Origin of the sequence: Plantactinospora solaniradicis (assembly GCF_042658085.1) — a bacterium.
In the GTDB taxonomy this organism is placed as follows: Bacteria; Actinomycetota; Actinomycetes; order Mycobacteriales; family Micromonosporaceae; genus Plantactinospora; species Plantactinospora solaniradicis.
Window position 1 is genome coordinate 1 of record NZ_JBHSPR010000042.1, and the last position, 15,196, is coordinate 15,196.

14 protein-coding genes and 2 pseudogenes are annotated in these 15,196 nt (G+C 69.1%); 5 read left to right on the forward strand and 11 right to left on the reverse strand.

Annotated elements, in window-relative coordinates:
• Nucleotides 1-97: 97 nt before the first annotated feature.
• The 4 genes and pseudogenes from ACFP2T_RS34765 to ACFP2T_RS34780 all read right to left on the reverse strand — a co-directional run.
• Entirely contained in the window at nt 98-247 is a 150-nt protein-coding gene (locus ACFP2T_RS34765) for a hypothetical protein (protein WP_377429397.1), read from the reverse strand.
• A 782-nt stretch (nt 248-1,029) separates the two neighbouring features.
• Nucleotides 1,030-1,941: an NAD-dependent epimerase/dehydratase family protein gene (locus ACFP2T_RS34770; RefSeq protein WP_377429399.1), complete on the reverse strand. Its 912-nt coding sequence runs from the start codon at nt 1,939-1,941 to the stop codon at nt 1,030-1,032.
• A gap of 322 nt (nt 1,942-2,263) precedes the next feature.
• Nucleotides 2,264-2,884, reverse strand: a complete 621-nt coding sequence (locus ACFP2T_RS34775; protein ID WP_377429401.1) for an AAA family ATPase — start codon at nt 2,882-2,884, stop codon at nt 2,264-2,266.
• 11 nt (nt 2,885-2,895) lie between these two features.
• Nucleotides 2,896-3,544: pseudogene (locus ACFP2T_RS34780) on the reverse strand (ATP-binding cassette domain-containing protein); the annotation flags it as partial.
• A 290-nt stretch (nt 3,545-3,834) separates the two neighbouring features.
• On the opposite strand from ACFP2T_RS34780, the pseudogene ACFP2T_RS34785 reads away from it, so the two are divergent.
• Nucleotides 3,835-3,957, forward strand: a pseudogene (locus ACFP2T_RS34785) (IS6 family transposase); the annotation flags it as partial.
• 91 nt (nt 3,958-4,048) lie between these two features.
• On the opposite strand, the gene ACFP2T_RS34790 reads toward ACFP2T_RS34785, so the two are convergent.
• From ACFP2T_RS34790 to ACFP2T_RS34810, 5 genes are all read right to left on the reverse strand, one after another.
• Complete coding sequence (locus ACFP2T_RS34790) at nt 4,049-5,554, reverse strand: MFS transporter (protein WP_377429403.1); 1,506 nt, start codon at nt 5,552-5,554, stop codon at nt 4,049-4,051.
• Between the two features lie 116 nt (nt 5,555-5,670).
• The gene (locus tag ACFP2T_RS34795; protein WP_377429405.1) at nt 5,671-6,384 is read right to left on the reverse strand and encodes a TetR/AcrR family transcriptional regulator; all 714 of its coding nucleotides are present in this window, start codon (nt 6,382-6,384) and stop codon (nt 5,671-5,673) included.
• A gap of 549 nt (nt 6,385-6,933) precedes the next feature.
• Nucleotides 6,934-7,566 carry a class I SAM-dependent methyltransferase gene (locus ACFP2T_RS34800; RefSeq protein WP_377429407.1) on the reverse strand — a complete coding sequence of 211 codons (633 nt, stop codon included), beginning with the start codon at nt 7,564-7,566 and terminating at the stop codon, nt 6,934-6,936.
• A gap of 30 nt (nt 7,567-7,596) precedes the next feature.
• Nucleotides 7,597-8,328, reverse strand: coding sequence for an ABC transporter permease (locus ACFP2T_RS34805; protein ID WP_377429409.1), 732 nt, complete (start codon nt 8,326-8,328; stop codon nt 7,597-7,599).
• Entirely contained in the window at nt 8,325-9,050 is a 726-nt protein-coding gene (locus ACFP2T_RS34810; RefSeq protein ID WP_377429411.1) for an ABC transporter ATP-binding protein, read from the reverse strand. The genes ACFP2T_RS34805 and ACFP2T_RS34810 overlap by 4 nt, the downstream gene beginning before the upstream one ends.
• 161 nt (nt 9,051-9,211) lie before the next feature.
• Between ACFP2T_RS34810 and ACFP2T_RS34815 the strand changes: the two genes are divergently transcribed.
• The 3 genes from ACFP2T_RS34815 to ACFP2T_RS34825 all read left to right on the forward strand — a co-directional run bounded on the left by ACFP2T_RS34815 (nt 9,212) and on the right by ACFP2T_RS34825 (nt 11,516).
• Nucleotides 9,212-10,375, forward strand: coding sequence for a sensor histidine kinase (locus ACFP2T_RS34815; protein ID WP_377429413.1), 1,164 nt, complete (start codon nt 9,212-9,214; stop codon nt 10,373-10,375).
• Entirely contained in the window at nt 10,372-11,055 is a 684-nt protein-coding gene (locus tag ACFP2T_RS34820; RefSeq protein ID WP_377429414.1) for a response regulator transcription factor, read from the forward strand. The genes ACFP2T_RS34815 and ACFP2T_RS34820 overlap by 4 nt, the downstream gene beginning before the upstream one ends.
• Before the next feature lie 206 nt (nt 11,056-11,261).
• Nucleotides 11,262-11,516: a hypothetical protein gene (locus ACFP2T_RS34825; RefSeq protein ID WP_377429416.1), complete on the forward strand. Its 255-nt coding sequence runs from the start codon at nt 11,262-11,264 to the stop codon at nt 11,514-11,516.
• A gap of 567 nt (nt 11,517-12,083) precedes the next feature.
• Here ACFP2T_RS34825 and ACFP2T_RS34830 read toward each other — a convergent pair.
• Together ACFP2T_RS34830 and ACFP2T_RS34835 are read right to left on the reverse strand one after the other, a co-directional pair.
• Entirely contained in the window at nt 12,084-12,914 is an 831-nt protein-coding gene (locus ACFP2T_RS34830) for a glycoside hydrolase family 43 protein (protein WP_377429417.1), read from the reverse strand.
• Between the two features lie 142 nt (nt 12,915-13,056).
• The gene (locus ACFP2T_RS34835; RefSeq protein ID WP_377429419.1) at nt 13,057-13,536 is read right to left on the reverse strand and encodes a hypothetical protein; all 480 of its coding nucleotides are present in this window, start codon (nt 13,534-13,536) and stop codon (nt 13,057-13,059) included.
• A gap of 603 nt (nt 13,537-14,139) precedes the next feature.
• Here ACFP2T_RS34835 and ACFP2T_RS34840 point away from each other — a divergent pair.
• Entirely contained in the window at nt 14,140-14,856 is a 717-nt protein-coding gene (locus ACFP2T_RS34840) for a GAF and ANTAR domain-containing protein (protein ID WP_377429421.1), read from the forward strand.
• The last annotated feature ends 340 nt before the right edge of the window (nt 14,857-15,196 follow it).

Consider the following 15,196-nt stretch of genomic DNA (forward strand, 5'->3'; position numbering starts at 1 on the left):
GCCAGACCCGCGCGACCCGACCTCCAGCCATCGACCGCGACGACACGGACGCGCCACTGGATCTGGATCTTGTCCATCCGGTTCAACCGGGTGCTTGTCAGCGGAGGCGTCGGGTGGTGGGACCGGGCGGCGGTCGGTAGAGTGCGCGGGCCTTGTTGATCAGGCGGTGAATGACGGTGAGCACGGTGGCGAGGTAGAGAGAGAACTCGACGATGACCGTGTGCTCGTCGCTGCTTCTGCACCTCACTCGTTAACTGCACTTCATTCGATCGAGCGAGGCCAGTTCGCCCGGTGGCTGGAGCGCCGGACGCGGGTGCCGGGGCGTGGAGCACCATCCAATGGCACGATGCTCTGATGACCTGCCCGCCCGAGCCGAGATCGCGGCGTTGCTGCGGAGGCTGGACGACCCGTTGCACCTCGAGTACCCGGCTCGGTTCGACTACATGGCGGAGTAGTGGCGTTTCCGGTCTTTGGCGGCCTCCACATCACCCGGGGCGCTTACGAGCTCGTGCGCAATAGGACGGTCGGTGGCGTCGACCCGGCGTGAGTGATGATCTTCGGGTGTCGATCCGGTGGGCTCGTCGTGTGTTCAGTCATCCCGCGTTCACAGGGATCTCCCGACGGCATCTGCACCTGCTGCGGGTGGAGCTGTGTTCGGCCTGGTGGGCTGGGCGGGAGGGCCGGTTGCGAGCCCGACGTGGCAGGCCGCGTCGGGCGGCGGGAGCGGGTCGGCGTCTGACGCTGCGGTTCACCGACCGGCTGATCATGACGCTGACGGCACCGGATCACCGCAGCTCACAGCCCTCACTATTGCGCACGAGCTCGTAAGCTTGTTCTTTAACCTCGGCCGCTGGCGGCGGGGACGATCCTGCGTGGATTCAAGCGGGTCGGTGATCGACGTGAGGAGCCCCGGGCGGTCGATACCGTCTCGCCAAGATGAGCGATGCCGCCGGATAACGAGTACCGATCGCCGCCTGCGCCCCGGCGACGGATGAGGCACCTGCGAAGTGTTCGGTGGCGATCGATGCGTCAGCCGCCGGTGGGGTCGACGTGGTCCCGCCACGAGTGCTGCGGCTGGTAGCCCAGCAGCCGTCGGGCCTTGTCGATGCTCAGCAGTGTCTCGTGCTCGCCGAGCTTCTTCCGGACCTCGACCCCCGGATAGACCTCGCCCATGAGGCCTGCACTGGACCTGCTCATGACGGTGTCGGCGTTGGCGATGATGAACACGTCGGCGCCGGGCCGATCGTGGGCGAGCGCCCGCTCGACCGCCTGGGCACCGTCGCGGGCGTCGATGTAGCCCCACAGGTTCCATCGGCGCAGCTGCGGGTCGGCGTCGAAGGACGGGAACTGGGCGTAGTCCTCGACGTCCATCACGTTGGAGAACCGCAGGCCCACCATGACCAGATCGGGGTCCCATCGGCAGAAGTGGCGCGCCATTTCCTCCTCGAGCGCCTTGTTCAGGGAGTACGTCGATTCTGGGCGCGGTGGGTACTCCTCGTCCACGGGAGCGTACGGCGGCGGGGTGTCGAACGGCAGCCCGAGCACCGTCTCGCTCGACGCCCACACGACCCGCTTGATCCCTGCCGCCCGAGCTGCGGCGAAGACGTTGTACGTCGCCGCGGAGTTGTTCGCGAAGGTGGTCGCGTTGGGCAGCAGCCCGGGGGCCGGAACCGCTGCCAGATGTACCACCCCCTCGACGTCGCCGGAGTGCTCGTCGGCGCCGCCGGTGAACGCCTCCACCACCTGCCCGTAGTCGGTGAGATCCACGACGAGGAACTCGCCATCGACGTCGCGGGGATCACGCCCGCCAGCCCGGTCCACCGCCAGCACGTCGACACCTACATCGCGCAGATGCGCGACCACGGCGCGACCGAGCTTGCCGGTGGCCCCGGTGACGACAACGCGTCTGGGGAGTGCGGATTCGAGAACAGGGTCGGTCATGGTCACATCCTTTCCGGCGGTGCGCCGCGCCACGCAAGCGGGGTGCAGGCCTGACCCGGCCCAGCCGTCTGTTTCTGAAGGGTCTGTCGTCTCAGTTGGCTAGTTTGGTGAGTCTGCGCTGGCAGACCTGGCGACATCGCCCAGGACCTCGACACTGTTCGCGCATGTCGCTCGGCTCCGCGTTATACGCCGATCACATCAGCCGCCACTCGACCGACCTGACCGAGCCCCACACCCACTGGACTCGGGAACAGCACGGCGAAAAGGCCAGTAACTGGCTGCTGTTCTGGCACAAGCTGCGCTCGCCAGTGCGCTCCGGTGATCACGACACGACTGCCGTCGCGGCGGTCTGGTCGGATTCGCGGGTACAGTGCCGGCAGCGTCGCGGGCACGGCGTCTGTGGTGTCGCGTGGGTGAGGCCGCTGGCGTGCAGGATGGTGGTAACCGTCTGTTCGAGGGTGCTGGTCTCGGGGATGACGGTTTCCCCGGGAACATCGAGTAGGTCGCGGTGGGTGTACCAGCGTCGCATCTCGTCCGGGGTGACGGGGATCGGCTCTTCCCTGCCGAGGTGACGCCGGACGGTCTCATCGAAGGACACCTCCAGGTAGAACACGGCCACCGGGCCGGCATGGTTGTCGATGAGCTGGTGCAGCTCGGTGGCGTAGCGTTCGGTGTGCAGGATGCCTTCGAGGATGACGTGGTAGCCGAGATCGAGGGCGGCGCGGGCAGTCGCGGTGATGAACGCTGGCGCGACCGGCTGGATGTGGGCGCTGTCGTGTTCCCGGAGCACGGTTCTGCGGAGGTAGTCCTGCTCCAAGAGGGCGGCACCACGTCCGAAGCGACGCCGGACCTCGCGGGCGGCCGTGGTCTTTCCGCTGCCGGAGTTTCCCCGGATGATCACCAGTGAAGGCGAAACGGGTGCTGTGGGATTCGACGTCGTCATGGAGTGCACTCTCAGGCGGTTGTGCTCTGTCGGGGCAGCTGCGCGGCGGGCGCGGTGGTGACGTAGCCGGCGGCTTGGAGGGTGAACAGTTCGGCGGGCGGTCATGAGGTGTTCCTGGGTACCGGCCTCGACGAGGCGGCCGTGGTGTAGGACGTAGATGGGGTCGGCGTGGCGGACGTTGGCCAGCCGGTGGGTGATCAGGATGGTGATGCCGCGCCCGTGCCGGTCACGGATGGCCTGGAACAGGGCGTCCTCGGCGCGGGGATCGAGTGCGGAGGACGGCTCGTCCATGACGAGTACGTCGGCGTCCCGCAGGAACCCGCGGGCGGCGGTGACGCGTTGCCACTGCCCACCAGAGAGGTCCTGACCGCCGGCGAAGGTGCGGTCGAGCAGCGGCTCGTATCCGTGGGGCAGGTCGGTGATCATGTCGTGGGCGACGGCGCGGGCGGCGGCTTCCTCGATGCGGTCCTGCCCGGGTGTGGTGGTGATGTCGCCGATGGCGATGTTCGTGGCGGCGGTGAACGGCCACTTGTGGTACTCCTGCGTCACGACGCCGATCCGGCCCCGTAGCATGTCCATGCCCCAGTCGTCGATCGTGCGGCCGTTGTAGCGGACGCTGCCGCCGGTGGGGGCGCGTAGGGTGGCGATCATCATGGCGAGGGGGACTTGCCGGAGTCGGCTCGGGCACGCGGTGGGCTTGAATGGAAGGCACTTCCGGCCCGGTCCCGAACGTCCCGCAACATCCGTATGAGGTCGTTCTTCGGATCGAACAGGCCAACCGCCCCGGTCAGCAGCAGGGCGCCGCTGAGGATGTGGTCGAGACCCTTGATCAGCCCCGCCGTCGTCGTTTGCCAGCAGACGTACCGCGTCCGCGAAGCGAGTAGGTCTGGCCATGCCCAATTGCACCAGACCACCGTTGTGCTGGCGTGGCAATCCGCGTGCGGGCGCTGTTGTTGGTCGAGCGGGGTGTCGAGGTCGGCCACGTCACCGTGTACCGGTGGGTGCAACGATTCACTCCGCTGCTGGCCGACGCCGCCCGGTTCGCCCGCCACTGCGCTGGTGACCGGTGGTTCGCCCGGTCAGTTGTACTGGCGTCGAACAAGAGACTGGCGGCCCCGCCTGTTGGGCGGGGCCGCCAGTCGTCGTACCCGGACGTGCCGTCGATCAGTGCGCGAATACCGGAACCGGGATGGCCCCGGCGTCCTCGTCGTCGGTGGAGCTCGATCCGCTGACCGCCGCTCCGCCGTCCTGACGGCCGGTGTTGACGAAGGTGAACGCGATCAGCGCCGCGAGGGCCATGACGCCGACCGCCCACCAGATCGCGGTGGCGTAGCCGTGTACCGCAGCCTCGTTGATCAGAGCCGGGTTACCGCCCCGCTCGACGAACCAGGCCGTGGTGGCACTTGCCGCGACGGTGTTCAGCAACGCGGTGCCGATCGAACCGCCGACCTGCTGCGATGTGTTGATCATCGCGGAGGCGACACCCGCATCACGCGGCTCGACACCGTATGTGGCCAGGCTCATCGCCGGCATGAACGCGGTACCCATGCCCAGGCCGAGCAGGACCAGACCCGGCAGGATCAGCCCGACGTACGAACTGTCCACCTTCATCTGGGTCAGGATCAGCAGGCCGAGCCCGGCGACCAGGAAGCCCGGGCCCATCAGCAGCCGGGGCGCGACCCGGTTCATCAGCCGGGCGCCGATCTGGGTCGAACCGGTGATCATGCCTACGATCATCGGCAGGAAGGCAAGGCCGGTGACGACCGGCGACCATCCCTTGACCACCTGCAGGTAGTAGGTAAGGAACAGGAACAGGCCGAACATACCGATCACCGCGATGCCCAGCGCCAGGTACACCCCGGCCCGGTTGCGCTCGGTGAGTACCCGCAGCGGCAGCAGCGGGTGCGCGACCATGGACTCGACCAGCACGAACGCCACCAGCAACACGGCCGCAGCGACGAACGAACCCACGGTCCAGGCTGCGGTCCAACCGTCGCTCTCGGCCCGGGTGAACCCGTAGACCAGGGCCACCAGGCCGGCGGTGGACAGCAGCACACCCGGGATGTCCAGCCGGTTGCGGTTACGGGCACCCGGCACATCGTGGATCACCAGGTACGCGCCGGCGGTGGCGATCAGGGCGATCGGAATGTTGACGAACAACGCCCAGCGCCAGTTCAGGTATTCGGTGAGCACACCACCGAGAATCAGGCCGATGGCGCCACCACCACCCGCGATCGCACCGAACACGCCGAACGCCTTGGCGCGTTCCTTGGCCTCGGTGAAGGTGACCGCCAGCAGCGACAGCGCGGCCGGGGCCAGCATCGCGCCGAACACACCCTGCGCCGCGCGGGCGCCGAGCAGCATGCCGGTGTTGGCCGCGATGCCACCGATGGCCGACGCGGCGGCGAAGCCGAGCAGGCCGATGATGAAGATCCGCTTACGTCCGGCGATGTCGGCGAGCCGGCCGCCGAAGAGCAGCAGCCCTCCGAACGCCAGAGTGTAGGCGGTGATCACCCACTGCCGGTTGCCGTCGGAGATGCCCAGGTCGTGCTGAGCGGCCGGCAGCGCGATGTTCACCACGGTCGCGTCAAGTACGACCATCAACTGGGCGAGCGAGATGAATATCAGCGCTGTCCAGCGCCTCGGATTAGCTTCCACGTTCTCGGACATCAAAATCCCCGCATTTCGTGCAAATATGGATGGAAACGGCACCCTGTGGACGCAGGTCGCCCGAATATGACGGTGGTGGTGATTTCAGCGCCGGACCGGTCAGCGCGCTCTCGCGTTCAATCGGCGCGCTCGCCGGCCAGCCCCGCGTCGGACCCTCGGTTGGGTCGCCGCAGGTCGGCCATGCGAAGGGCGCACCCTTCCCGCAGGTCGGCCAGGGTCGCGCTGCACCCTGGCAGGACGGACGGCTGCGGCGCCCGCAGCCCGTCGACTAGCAGTTCCAGGTGGCGGTGGACGAACCGATCGACCGTCGCCCGTGCCGTACCGGGGATCGGACGAGTGAGCTGGACGATCGGGACGATCAGGTCACCAGGGCCGATATCTCGCCGCAGTTGACCCGATTCGCGGGCCCGTTGCAGGAGGGACTCGACCACTCGCTCGAACCGCTCCCGCAACGTACGCAGGTCCGGATCGTTCGGGTCCAACCAGTCGGAGAAGATCGGACAAAGTGCACCGATGAACCCGTCCGCCGATTCGTGTACGAAACGACGGAGCGCGCCGAAGGCATCCGGCTCCTCCGCCAGCGCCCGCTCGGCCCCCTCCGCGATCCGGGACATCAGGGACAGGATTACCACCCGGATCAGCTCCCGCCGGTTCGCGAAGTGCCTGTACAGGGTGGCGTTACCGACTCCCGCCCGCTGTGCGATCTCGTCCAGCGGGACATCCGCGCCGTGTTCGACGAAGAGTTCCCGGGCGGCGGCGACGATCCGGTCGTGGTTTCGGGACGCGTCCGCCCGCTGCCGGGGCAACCGTTGTACGGCGGTGCCAGCCACGACGACGCTCCTCTCTCAACCGGGGAAATCCTCCCCGCTTCCCGAGGAGTCAAACGGGGAGAACCTCCCCGGTTATTTCTGCCGCCGCTGTGACCTCGGTCCCTTCATCGATCAACTCCTCCGGGTCGACCCGTCACTGCCCCCCGCCCCTCAGCCAGCCGACTCGGAGGTAGGTGAAGCTGGAAGGTTCCCGCAGTACGGCGCACGCGCCCCACAGGTCGGCCAGTCGCGGCGCGCGGGTTGCGACTACGAGCCGCTCCGGCAATGCGGTGCTGACCTCGAGCCCGGCGAGTGCCTTCTCATCGATTGGCGAAATAAGCCGAGGCAAACTCCGCCATCGTCGCCATCGTCGCCATCGGGACATCGGGCCATCGGGCCATCGGGCCATCGGGCCATCGGGCCATCGTCACCGCCGGCCCCGTCGGCCCCGCCGGTCCAGGGATACCCCCAGATGCGGACCGAAGCACACGTCTGGCCGCAACACGACAGACGAGCCGGCCCGTCACCCGCGTGACACTGACGCCCTTGGGCTATCTGATCCGTTGGGGATCACGGCCGGGTTGCGGTGACCACGAACAGCAGCGGTCGCTGCCGGCCGGTGGTGACGTCGCGGAACCCGGCGGCCGCGACGGCGGCGCGGACCTCGTCGCTGCCGTCGTACCGCATAGCGGGACCGGTCACCGCGCCGAGCAGGTGCTGGGCCAGCCTTGCGCGCGGCGGCCGGAAGTCCGCGACCAGCAGCCGTCCGCCGGGGCGCAGCACGCGGTGCATCTCCCGGACGGCGTCGACGCGCAGCTCGGGCGGGATGTGGTGAAAGGCCAGGCAGGACACGACCCGGTGGGCGGTGCCGTCGGCGACCGGCAGGCGTTCGCCGCCGGCCTCGGTGAACGTGCACGTCGGCGGGGCGAGGCGGCGGGCCACGGCGAGCATCTGCGGGGACGGGTCGACGCCGGTGACCGTACCTGTGGGCGTGACGGCGACGGCCGCCCGGCGGGTCAGATAGCCGGTGCCGCAGCCTATGTCGATGACCCGGTCGCCCGGCTCGGCGCCGGACGCCCGGACCAGGGCGTCGTAGGTGTGGCGGCGGAATCCGCCGAAGGCCAGCATCGACACGATTTCGTAGCCACGGGCGTGGTGGATGACGCCACCGTGGGTGCGGTGGCGGTCGGAGGAGTGCGGCATCAGGGGCCTCCTTCGATGTGCGATGTCCGGTCAGGTGATGTCGCGGCGCACGGTGGTGGCGACGCCGGCGACGACGAACGCCACGGCGTAGCCGGCGAGGGCGAGCCCGGCCTGCCACTGCGGCGGGCCGTCGGTCGCGGTGGGCAGCCGGTTCAACGCCGAACCGAGAGCGAACGGCAGCCACTGCTGCGCGTCGCCGACGAGCCGCGCCACCAGCCCTTCGACCAGGGCCAGCCACGCCAGGGAGGCGGCGATCGCACCGATCTGGTTGGTAATGAGCGCGCCGACGCCGACGCCGATCGCCGCGAACGCCGCGTTCCAGGCGACCCCGCCGGCCACGGTCAGCCACAGGTCGGTCGATCCGACGTCCAGCGACGAGCCGCGCCCGGTCAGCCAGATCGCCGCGGCGGCGATGGCGACGAGCGCGGTGACGACGCCGAAGACCAGCCCTGCCACGGTGTGCACGACGAGCTTGGCCACGACCACCGGGGTGCGCCGGGGCACGGTGAGGTAGGTGTCGGTGATCGTGCGGTGCCGGTACTCGCCGGCCATGGCCATGATGCCCAGCATCAGCGTGACCAGCGAGATCAGGCCGACGTGCGCGATCGCGGCCTGCTGCACCTCGGGTGAGCCGACGTCGTCGCGGGAGCGCATCACCCCGCTGATCCCGACCACGATGAGCAGCTGCGCGGCGGCCAGCAGCAGCCACACGCTGCGCGTGGTGCGCAGCCGCAGTAATTCGGCACCGAGGAGCGCGGTCACGGCCGGCTCCCTTCGAGACGAGGCTCGGACGTCAGCCGCAGGAACGCGGTCTCCAGCCCGCCCGTTCCGGGCCCGGCCAACTCGTCCAGGGTGCCGGCGAACCGGACAGTCCCGGCGTGCAGCACGACTACCCGGTCCACGGTCTGCGCCACTTCGGCCAGCACGTGACTGGAGACGATCACCGTCCGGCCCTGGTCCGCCAGGTCCCGCAGCAGTCCCCGCAACCACGCCATCCCGGCCGGGTCCAGCCCATTGGCGGGCTCGTCGAGGATCAGGACCTGCGGGTCGCCGAGCAGCGCCGCGGCCAGCCCCAGTCGCTGGCGCATGCCGAGCGAGTAGCCGCCGACTCGGCGGTGCGCGGCGGCGGCCAGACCGACGTCGTCGAGGACCTGGCCCACCCGCGCGACCGGGAGCGCGGCGAGCCGCGCCGCGATCGTCAGGTGGTCGCGGGCGGTGCGGCCAGGGTGGAACCCGGTCGCCTCGAGCAGCGCGCCGACCACCCGCCGGGGATGCCGCAGGCCGGCATAGGGGACGCCGTCGATAAGCGCTTCGCCGGCGGTCGGGCGCACCAGTCCCAGCAGGATGCGTAGGACCGTGGTCTTGCCGGCGCCGTTCGGCCCCAGGAACCCGGTCACGCCGGGCGAGGCGGTGAAGCCGGCGTCGCGTACCGCGGTCACCGGGCCGAACCGTTTCGTCAGGCCGGTAATGGACACCTCGGTCATCGTCCCTGCTCTCGTTCGGATTGAGGACCTCACTCTCGCCTGCGCCGGCCGGGGTGTCGTCGCCCTGCGGCGGCATCCTCGGCGTACCGCGTCCGCGGTATCCGCAGAATTCGCCGCAGGGACGACGCGGCCGCCCGGCCGCGGCTCGTACGGTGGTTGACGTGCACGTCATCGGCCACCTGCGGTACGCCGTCCGGGAGCACCGACATGTCGCAGACCTCACGATCGGGCTGGTGATCCTCGCCGTAACCCTGGTCACCACGAGCGTTCCCGGCCCCCTTCCCGACGGTGTCTCCTTGCTGGCAGCCGTGCTCGCCTGCGGTGCACTGGTGCTGCGGCGCCGGTGGCCGTACGCCGTCCTCGTGGTCGCGACGATCACCGCCGAGGTGTACCTCGCCCGCAGCCACGGCCTCGGTGGCACCCTGCTGCTGGCCGCGCCGCTGTTCGCCCTCTACACCGTCGCTGAGCATTCCGACCGGCGCCGTGCCCTGCTGGTCAGCGGCCTGGTCGTCGTCACGGTCGGTGTCGCGCACACCTTCGGCGGACCGTCGCACCTGCTCGGTCCGGAGAACCTGGCGTTGGCCGCGCTCGGCGCGGTCGCCGTCGCCGCCGGCACGGCCGCCCGGCACCGTCGGGCATACCTCGCCGAGGTGCTCCGCCGAGCGGAGGACGCCGAGCGCGACCGGGACGCCGAGACCCGGCGCCGCCTCACCGAGGAGCGCCTGCGGATCGCCCGCGACCTGCACGACAGCGTCGGGCACCACCTCGCCCTGATCAACGTCCAGGCGGGCGTCACCGGCCACCTCCTGACCGGCGAGTCCGTTCAGGTCCGTGCCACGCTCGCCCAGATCCGGCAGAGCAGTCGCGCCGCCCTGGACGAGCTCCGCGACTCCGTCGGTCTGCTCCGGCAGCCAGACGACGAGACCGCGCCCCGGCAGCCGGCCGTCGGCCTCGCCGCCCTCGACGATCTGCTGGCGGCCTACCGCCGCAACGGCCTGCGCATCACCGCCCACGTCGACAGACCACCCGCGGCGCTCGCCTGGGCCGCCGACCACACCGCCTACCGCGTCGTCCAGGAGGCACTCACCAACGTGTGCAAGCACGCCGGGCCGGTCGACGTCGCCCTGACCGTGCACCACGAGACGGACGCCGTCACCGTCACGATCGACAACGACGGGCCATCCGCCGAACCGTTCGTCGCCGAACCGGCGCACGGCATCGTCGGCATGCGCGAACGCGTCACCGCCGTCGGCGGCGCCCTGCGCGCCGGGCCACGCCCGAACGGCGGATGGCGGGTCACCGCCGTCATCCCGGTGGCGCCATGACCGGCACCGAGCCGATCCGCGTGCTCGTCGCCGACGACCAGCCGCTGCTGCGGGCCAGCTTCGCCAGCCTCATCGACTCCGCACCCGACCTGCACGTCGTCGGCGAGGCGGCCAACGGGCACGCCGCCGTCGACAATGCTCGCAGCACCGGCGCCGACGTCGTCCTCATGGACATCCGCATGCCCGGCCTCGACGGTCTCGCCGCCACCCGCCGCATCACCACCGATGCCGACCTCGCGCACGTGCGGATCCTCATCCTCACCACGTTCGAGATCGACGAGTACGTCTTCGAAGCGCTGCGCAACGGCGCCAGTGGCTTCCTCGGCAAAAGCGCCGAACCCGCCGCACTGCTCGACGCGATCCGTGTCGTGCACGGCGGCGACGCCCTGCTCACCCCCGCCGCCACCCGTAGCCTCATCAGCCGCTATCTGGCCCGCCCCGACCACGGACTCGACGCGACACCGGCCCGGCTCGGCTGCCTCACCGACCGGGAACGCGACATCCTCGCGCTCGTCGCCACCGGACTGTCCAACGACGACATCGCCGGGCACCTCACGCTCAGCCCGCACACCGTCAAGACCCACATCAACCGCACCATGGCGAAAGTGGGCGCGCATGACCGCGCCCAGCTGGTCGTCATCGCGTACGAGACCGGCCTGGTCCGCCCGCCGTCCCCCTGACGAGCGGCGACGGCACAGCCCGGCGTACCAGCGCAGGCCCTGCCGAGGATCTCCACCGCAAACCTCCGCCTTACCGTGAGTTGGCTCCCCGTCCCTGCGGAGAGCTGGCGGCGTCTCGCCGGGCACCATGTGACGAGCGCAAGCTTCGGGGAGCCGGCCGAGGCGGGCATCTACTACTACCTGCACACCCCTTCTGGACGGTCACCGTGGACCTGGTCGAGCAACGCGGCCGTTCATTGAGGGCCACGGCAACCGTGTCCGGTGATATCGATCATCTCGGTATCGATCCGGTGCACGCCGATGCTTGCCTTACGTTCACCGGGATACTCGTCTCGCTCCACGACGTGTCCTCTCCCGACGTCGCCCTGGCCCGGCTCGGCCAGTTCACCGACACGGACGGTCTGGCACTCGACAGCGGCGGCTCGGACGCGGCGCTGCGATTCACCGCGCAACCGGACTGACCGCCGACTCGCCTCGCGCAGACGGGCCGACGTTGCTGGCGAAGACGTCGCCCAGCGGCGGTGGGCCACCCAACGGAACCCGAGCACGTAAGCGCTGTTCGCCGCCCACGCCGCGGTCGGAGCGGTGCCGCCCGCCGCCGAGGACGCGGCGGTCGCTGTGGCCAGACGAACGAAGTTCCCTCGCGATAGAGACACGACGGTTCACCTTCTTCAAATTGCCAGCACCAACAAACCCAGGCACCGGCACCGAACCGACGCCCCCGTAGCGAAGCGTCGGTCTGGCGCCCGGTGTCGCAGGCGACGAAAATTGTCGGGCCGGACCGGTAAACGTCGTCGAACCCCGGGTGGTGCCGCCCGAGCCGGCCACGACGACGGCTCGGATGGTCAGATCACCTCGGAATCGCCGTGCCGTGGCGGCAGCCGGAACTGCCGGCGGAGCTCAGATCGAGTGAGGCCCAGAACCTGGGACTACGTGCTGGCGCAGTCCCAGGATCAGCGTTCCGGGCGGTGCGGTCAGGCCGGTGGGACACCGTTGACGGAGGCACCCCACCGGGCCGTTCGGGAGGGTTACGAGTCGCCGGAGGGACCCGCGATCGAGACGCCGGTCCGGACCGGGACGCCCATGTTGGGCGAGCCGTCAGAGTTCCAGCCAATCTTCTGCGCCCGCGTCGTGCGGGTGGTGCCGCAGCCCTGACTGGTCGACGAGTTCGCGTGGTAGACGACCCACATCTCCGAGCCGTCGGGTGATTGAACGAAGGAGTGGTGGCCCGGGCCGTAGACGCCGTTGGCGTCACTGCGCTGGAAGATGGGCGACGACTTCTTCGTCCACGAACCGGCCGACATCGGATCGCCACCGGTCCAGGTCAACTGGCCGAGCTTGTAGTCGGGCGTATTGCAGGAGCTCGCCGAGTACGTCAGGAACGTCTTCCCATCGTGGTACAAGGCGTACGGGCCCTCGTTGACCGCCCCGCCTTGGCGCTCCCACGAGAGGTTCGGGGAGGAGATCCGAACCCCGTTGCGCGAGACCTGGGTCGGCGACGACATCGGGGCGATGAACAGTCCTTGTTCCCCGCCCCGGAACGCAGAGTAGACGAAGTGGTTCGGCCGGCCGTTGAACCGGACGACGCTGCCGTCGATCGCCCACCCGCCGTTGGGCTCCAGGTTGAGGATGCCCCGGTAGGTGTAGGCGCCGTACGGATCCGTTGTGTTGCTCTCCAGCACCGACGTTCGGCGTTCGCCCTGGCCCGGCGACGCTTCCGCCGAGAAGTAGATGTACCACCGGCCGTTGATCCACTGGAGGTCCGGAGCCCACATCGTGCAGCAGCCGGGCCCGCGCCGAGCGGCGAACAACCACGTCGGAGTCCATCGGTGTCCGGTCGGTGCAGTTGTTGCGCTCACATTTGGGCCGTCGCCGACATTGGGCTACTTCGGAGTCGCTGCGCCTTGCCAGCCGCGCGACCGCGACGAAACGTTGCTTTACAAGGATTTAACGCAATCGACTTCCGCGCAACAATTCGAACGTGATCGATCACAGCCGTTCTCAAACGAACGCCTGGATCGCCGCTTCGATGGCCGGATCGGTCAGGTTTTTGGCCATCGTTAGCGTCCCCGGCGTGGGGGGACGGATCGGGTGCGGGCGCCGGGTCGGTGGTGAGTTCGGCCCCTCGGCGGGCTGGCCTCCGCCGGTGCCGCCCGATGGTCGACATCCCGGCGACGCCGTCATCGCTGGCGGCGGTGTCGGCTCATGGGTGGGATCGCCGTCGGGCGTGAGCCATGCTGCGCGGACCCGGGAGCCGGTCCGCAGGTCGCGCCAGCCGAGTTGGTGCAGCTTGACGTAGAGCCCGAGGGGGTCTCTTGCCAGGGGCCACCAGATCGCCCCGGTGGGCCACTGCCGCAACTTGCGGTACGTGGGTGGTGGCGACCGACGGGAGTTGCTCGCCGGTGTGCTCGCGGCGAGGTCGGTCCACCGACGGTGCAGCTTGGTTTCCCGACTGTCGTTGAGCATCACCAGCAGGATCACGTCGTGCTCGCCGATTGTGTGGTGGATCTTGTGGGTGTCCCCTGGCCATGATGCCGATGACGAGGCGGCATGACTTGACTGACGCGCAGCGGGCGACGCCGAAGCCGTTGGTGCCCACGGGCAATGCGATCGAGACCAAAAGTCTCTGGCCATGCTGCTGACCGTCGGCCAGCACGGAGGCAGTCCACAATCGATCAAGGTCGGCGAGGCCGCCAATCGGCGCAGAATGGGATTGAAGGGCGGCCGGCCGTCGAGGTTCGACCCCGAGATCTACCAGCGGCGGCACGTAGTGGAGTGCGGGTCAACCGACTCAAACACCACCGCTGAGTCGCCACCCGGTACGACAAGCTCGCCGTACGCTACCTGCCCACCCTGCACATCACCGCGATCATCGGCGGCGCTGATCTCTAAGGCATGGGTGCCTGTCCCCTGGGTACGAGGAATCGGGCTGGGGTAGTAACTCGCGAGACTGCGCTGGTCAAGGCTCCGGGCGGCAAGCAGTGTCCGCCCGGAGTCGCTATGAAGTTGTGAGGCCGCATGATGACGGGTGGCAGCACCGGCAGGGGTGGTCACGGTCAGCCTTCGAGCAGCTACACCGGCGGGGTGAAGCCCGAACACCTGGCGCAGACGCTCAGCGACCTTGCGCGCACCCTCCAGGATGAGGACAACCTCGCGGACACGTTGAACGCCATCGTTGCTGCCGCCGTCGAGACGATACCGGGGGCACGATATGCCGGCATGACCGTGGTGCGGGGCAGGCGCGCTGTGGATACTCGTGCGGCAACCGATGACCTGGTGCGTCGAATCGATCAGGTTCAGCGCGACGCCGGTCAGGGGCCGTGCCTGGATGCGGTTTACGAACAGCAGACAGTACGGGTGTCCGACCTGGCGCGGGAGACCCGGTGGCCCCACTTCACCGGCAGAGGTCTGGAGCTCGGCGTGCGGAGCATGTTGTCCTTTCAGCTGTACGTGGTGCACGACAACCTGAGCGCTCTCAACCTGTACTCGCCGGAGGTCGGCGCGTTCGACGACGAGTCGGAACAGGTAGGACTGTTATTCGCGTCGCATGCCGCCGTGGCGATGGCTGGGGCGCGGCGACAGAACGACATGGACAAGGCGGTCGCCACGCGGGACCTGATCGGTCAGGCCAAGGGCATCCTCATGGAACGGTACCGGCTCACCGCTGACCAGGCCTTCATCCTCTTGGTGCGGGCGAGTCAGCACACCAACATCAAGGTGGCAGAGATGGCTCGCACTCTGACTCAGACCGGTGTTTTCGTGCCGCCAGCCCGCCGTGGACCGTCAGCCGACCGACGCTGAGCACATTCGGAGGCGCCCCTCACGGCCGACCGGCAAGCCCACCTCGCCTGTGTCAGGCCGGAAACACCATCAGATCCACAGACCCGCAGGTCACGGCGGCTGACCGCAGGTGGCGTTCACCTTCAGGCAAGTCTGCCGATAAGGTGCGTCGCTTCGGCGGCTGAGTCCGACAATCAGGACTATGCAGGCACACGTTGGGTTCAGGGGGTAGTCATGGCTCGCAAGAGAAGGCCCGCCGCACGGCAAGCGCTCATCCTTGCCTTCGCCGCTGGGGCGCTGACCGTAGCGGCGGGCACGTTGACGCTGCGACGTCGTCGGCAGGACGGCGACCTCCCGACGG

Bases quoted from the DNA above. Each gene is read 5' to 3' on its own strand.
- ACFP2T_RS34810 (WP_377429411.1), bottom strand. From the start codon at position 9,050: ATGACCGAGGTGTCCATTACCGGCCTGACGAAACGGTTCGGCCCGGTG.
- ACFP2T_RS34820 (WP_377429414.1), top strand. From the start codon at position 10,372: ATGACCGGCACCGAGCCGATCCGCGTGCTCGTCGCCGACGACCAGCCG.
- ACFP2T_RS34790 (WP_377429403.1), bottom strand. From the start codon at position 5,554: ATGTCCGAGAACGTGGAAGCTAATCCGAGGCGCTGGACAGCGCTGATA.
- ACFP2T_RS34775 (WP_377429401.1), bottom strand. From the start codon at position 2,884: ATGACGACGTCGAATCCCACAGCACCCGTTTCGCCTTCACTGGTGATC.
- ACFP2T_RS34770 (WP_377429399.1), bottom strand. From the start codon at position 1,941: ATGACCGACCCTGTTCTCGAATCCGCACTCCCCAGACGCGTTGTCGTC.
- ACFP2T_RS34800 (WP_377429407.1), bottom strand. From the start codon at position 7,566: ATGCCGCACTCCTCCGACCGCCACCGCACCCACGGTGGCGTCATCCAC.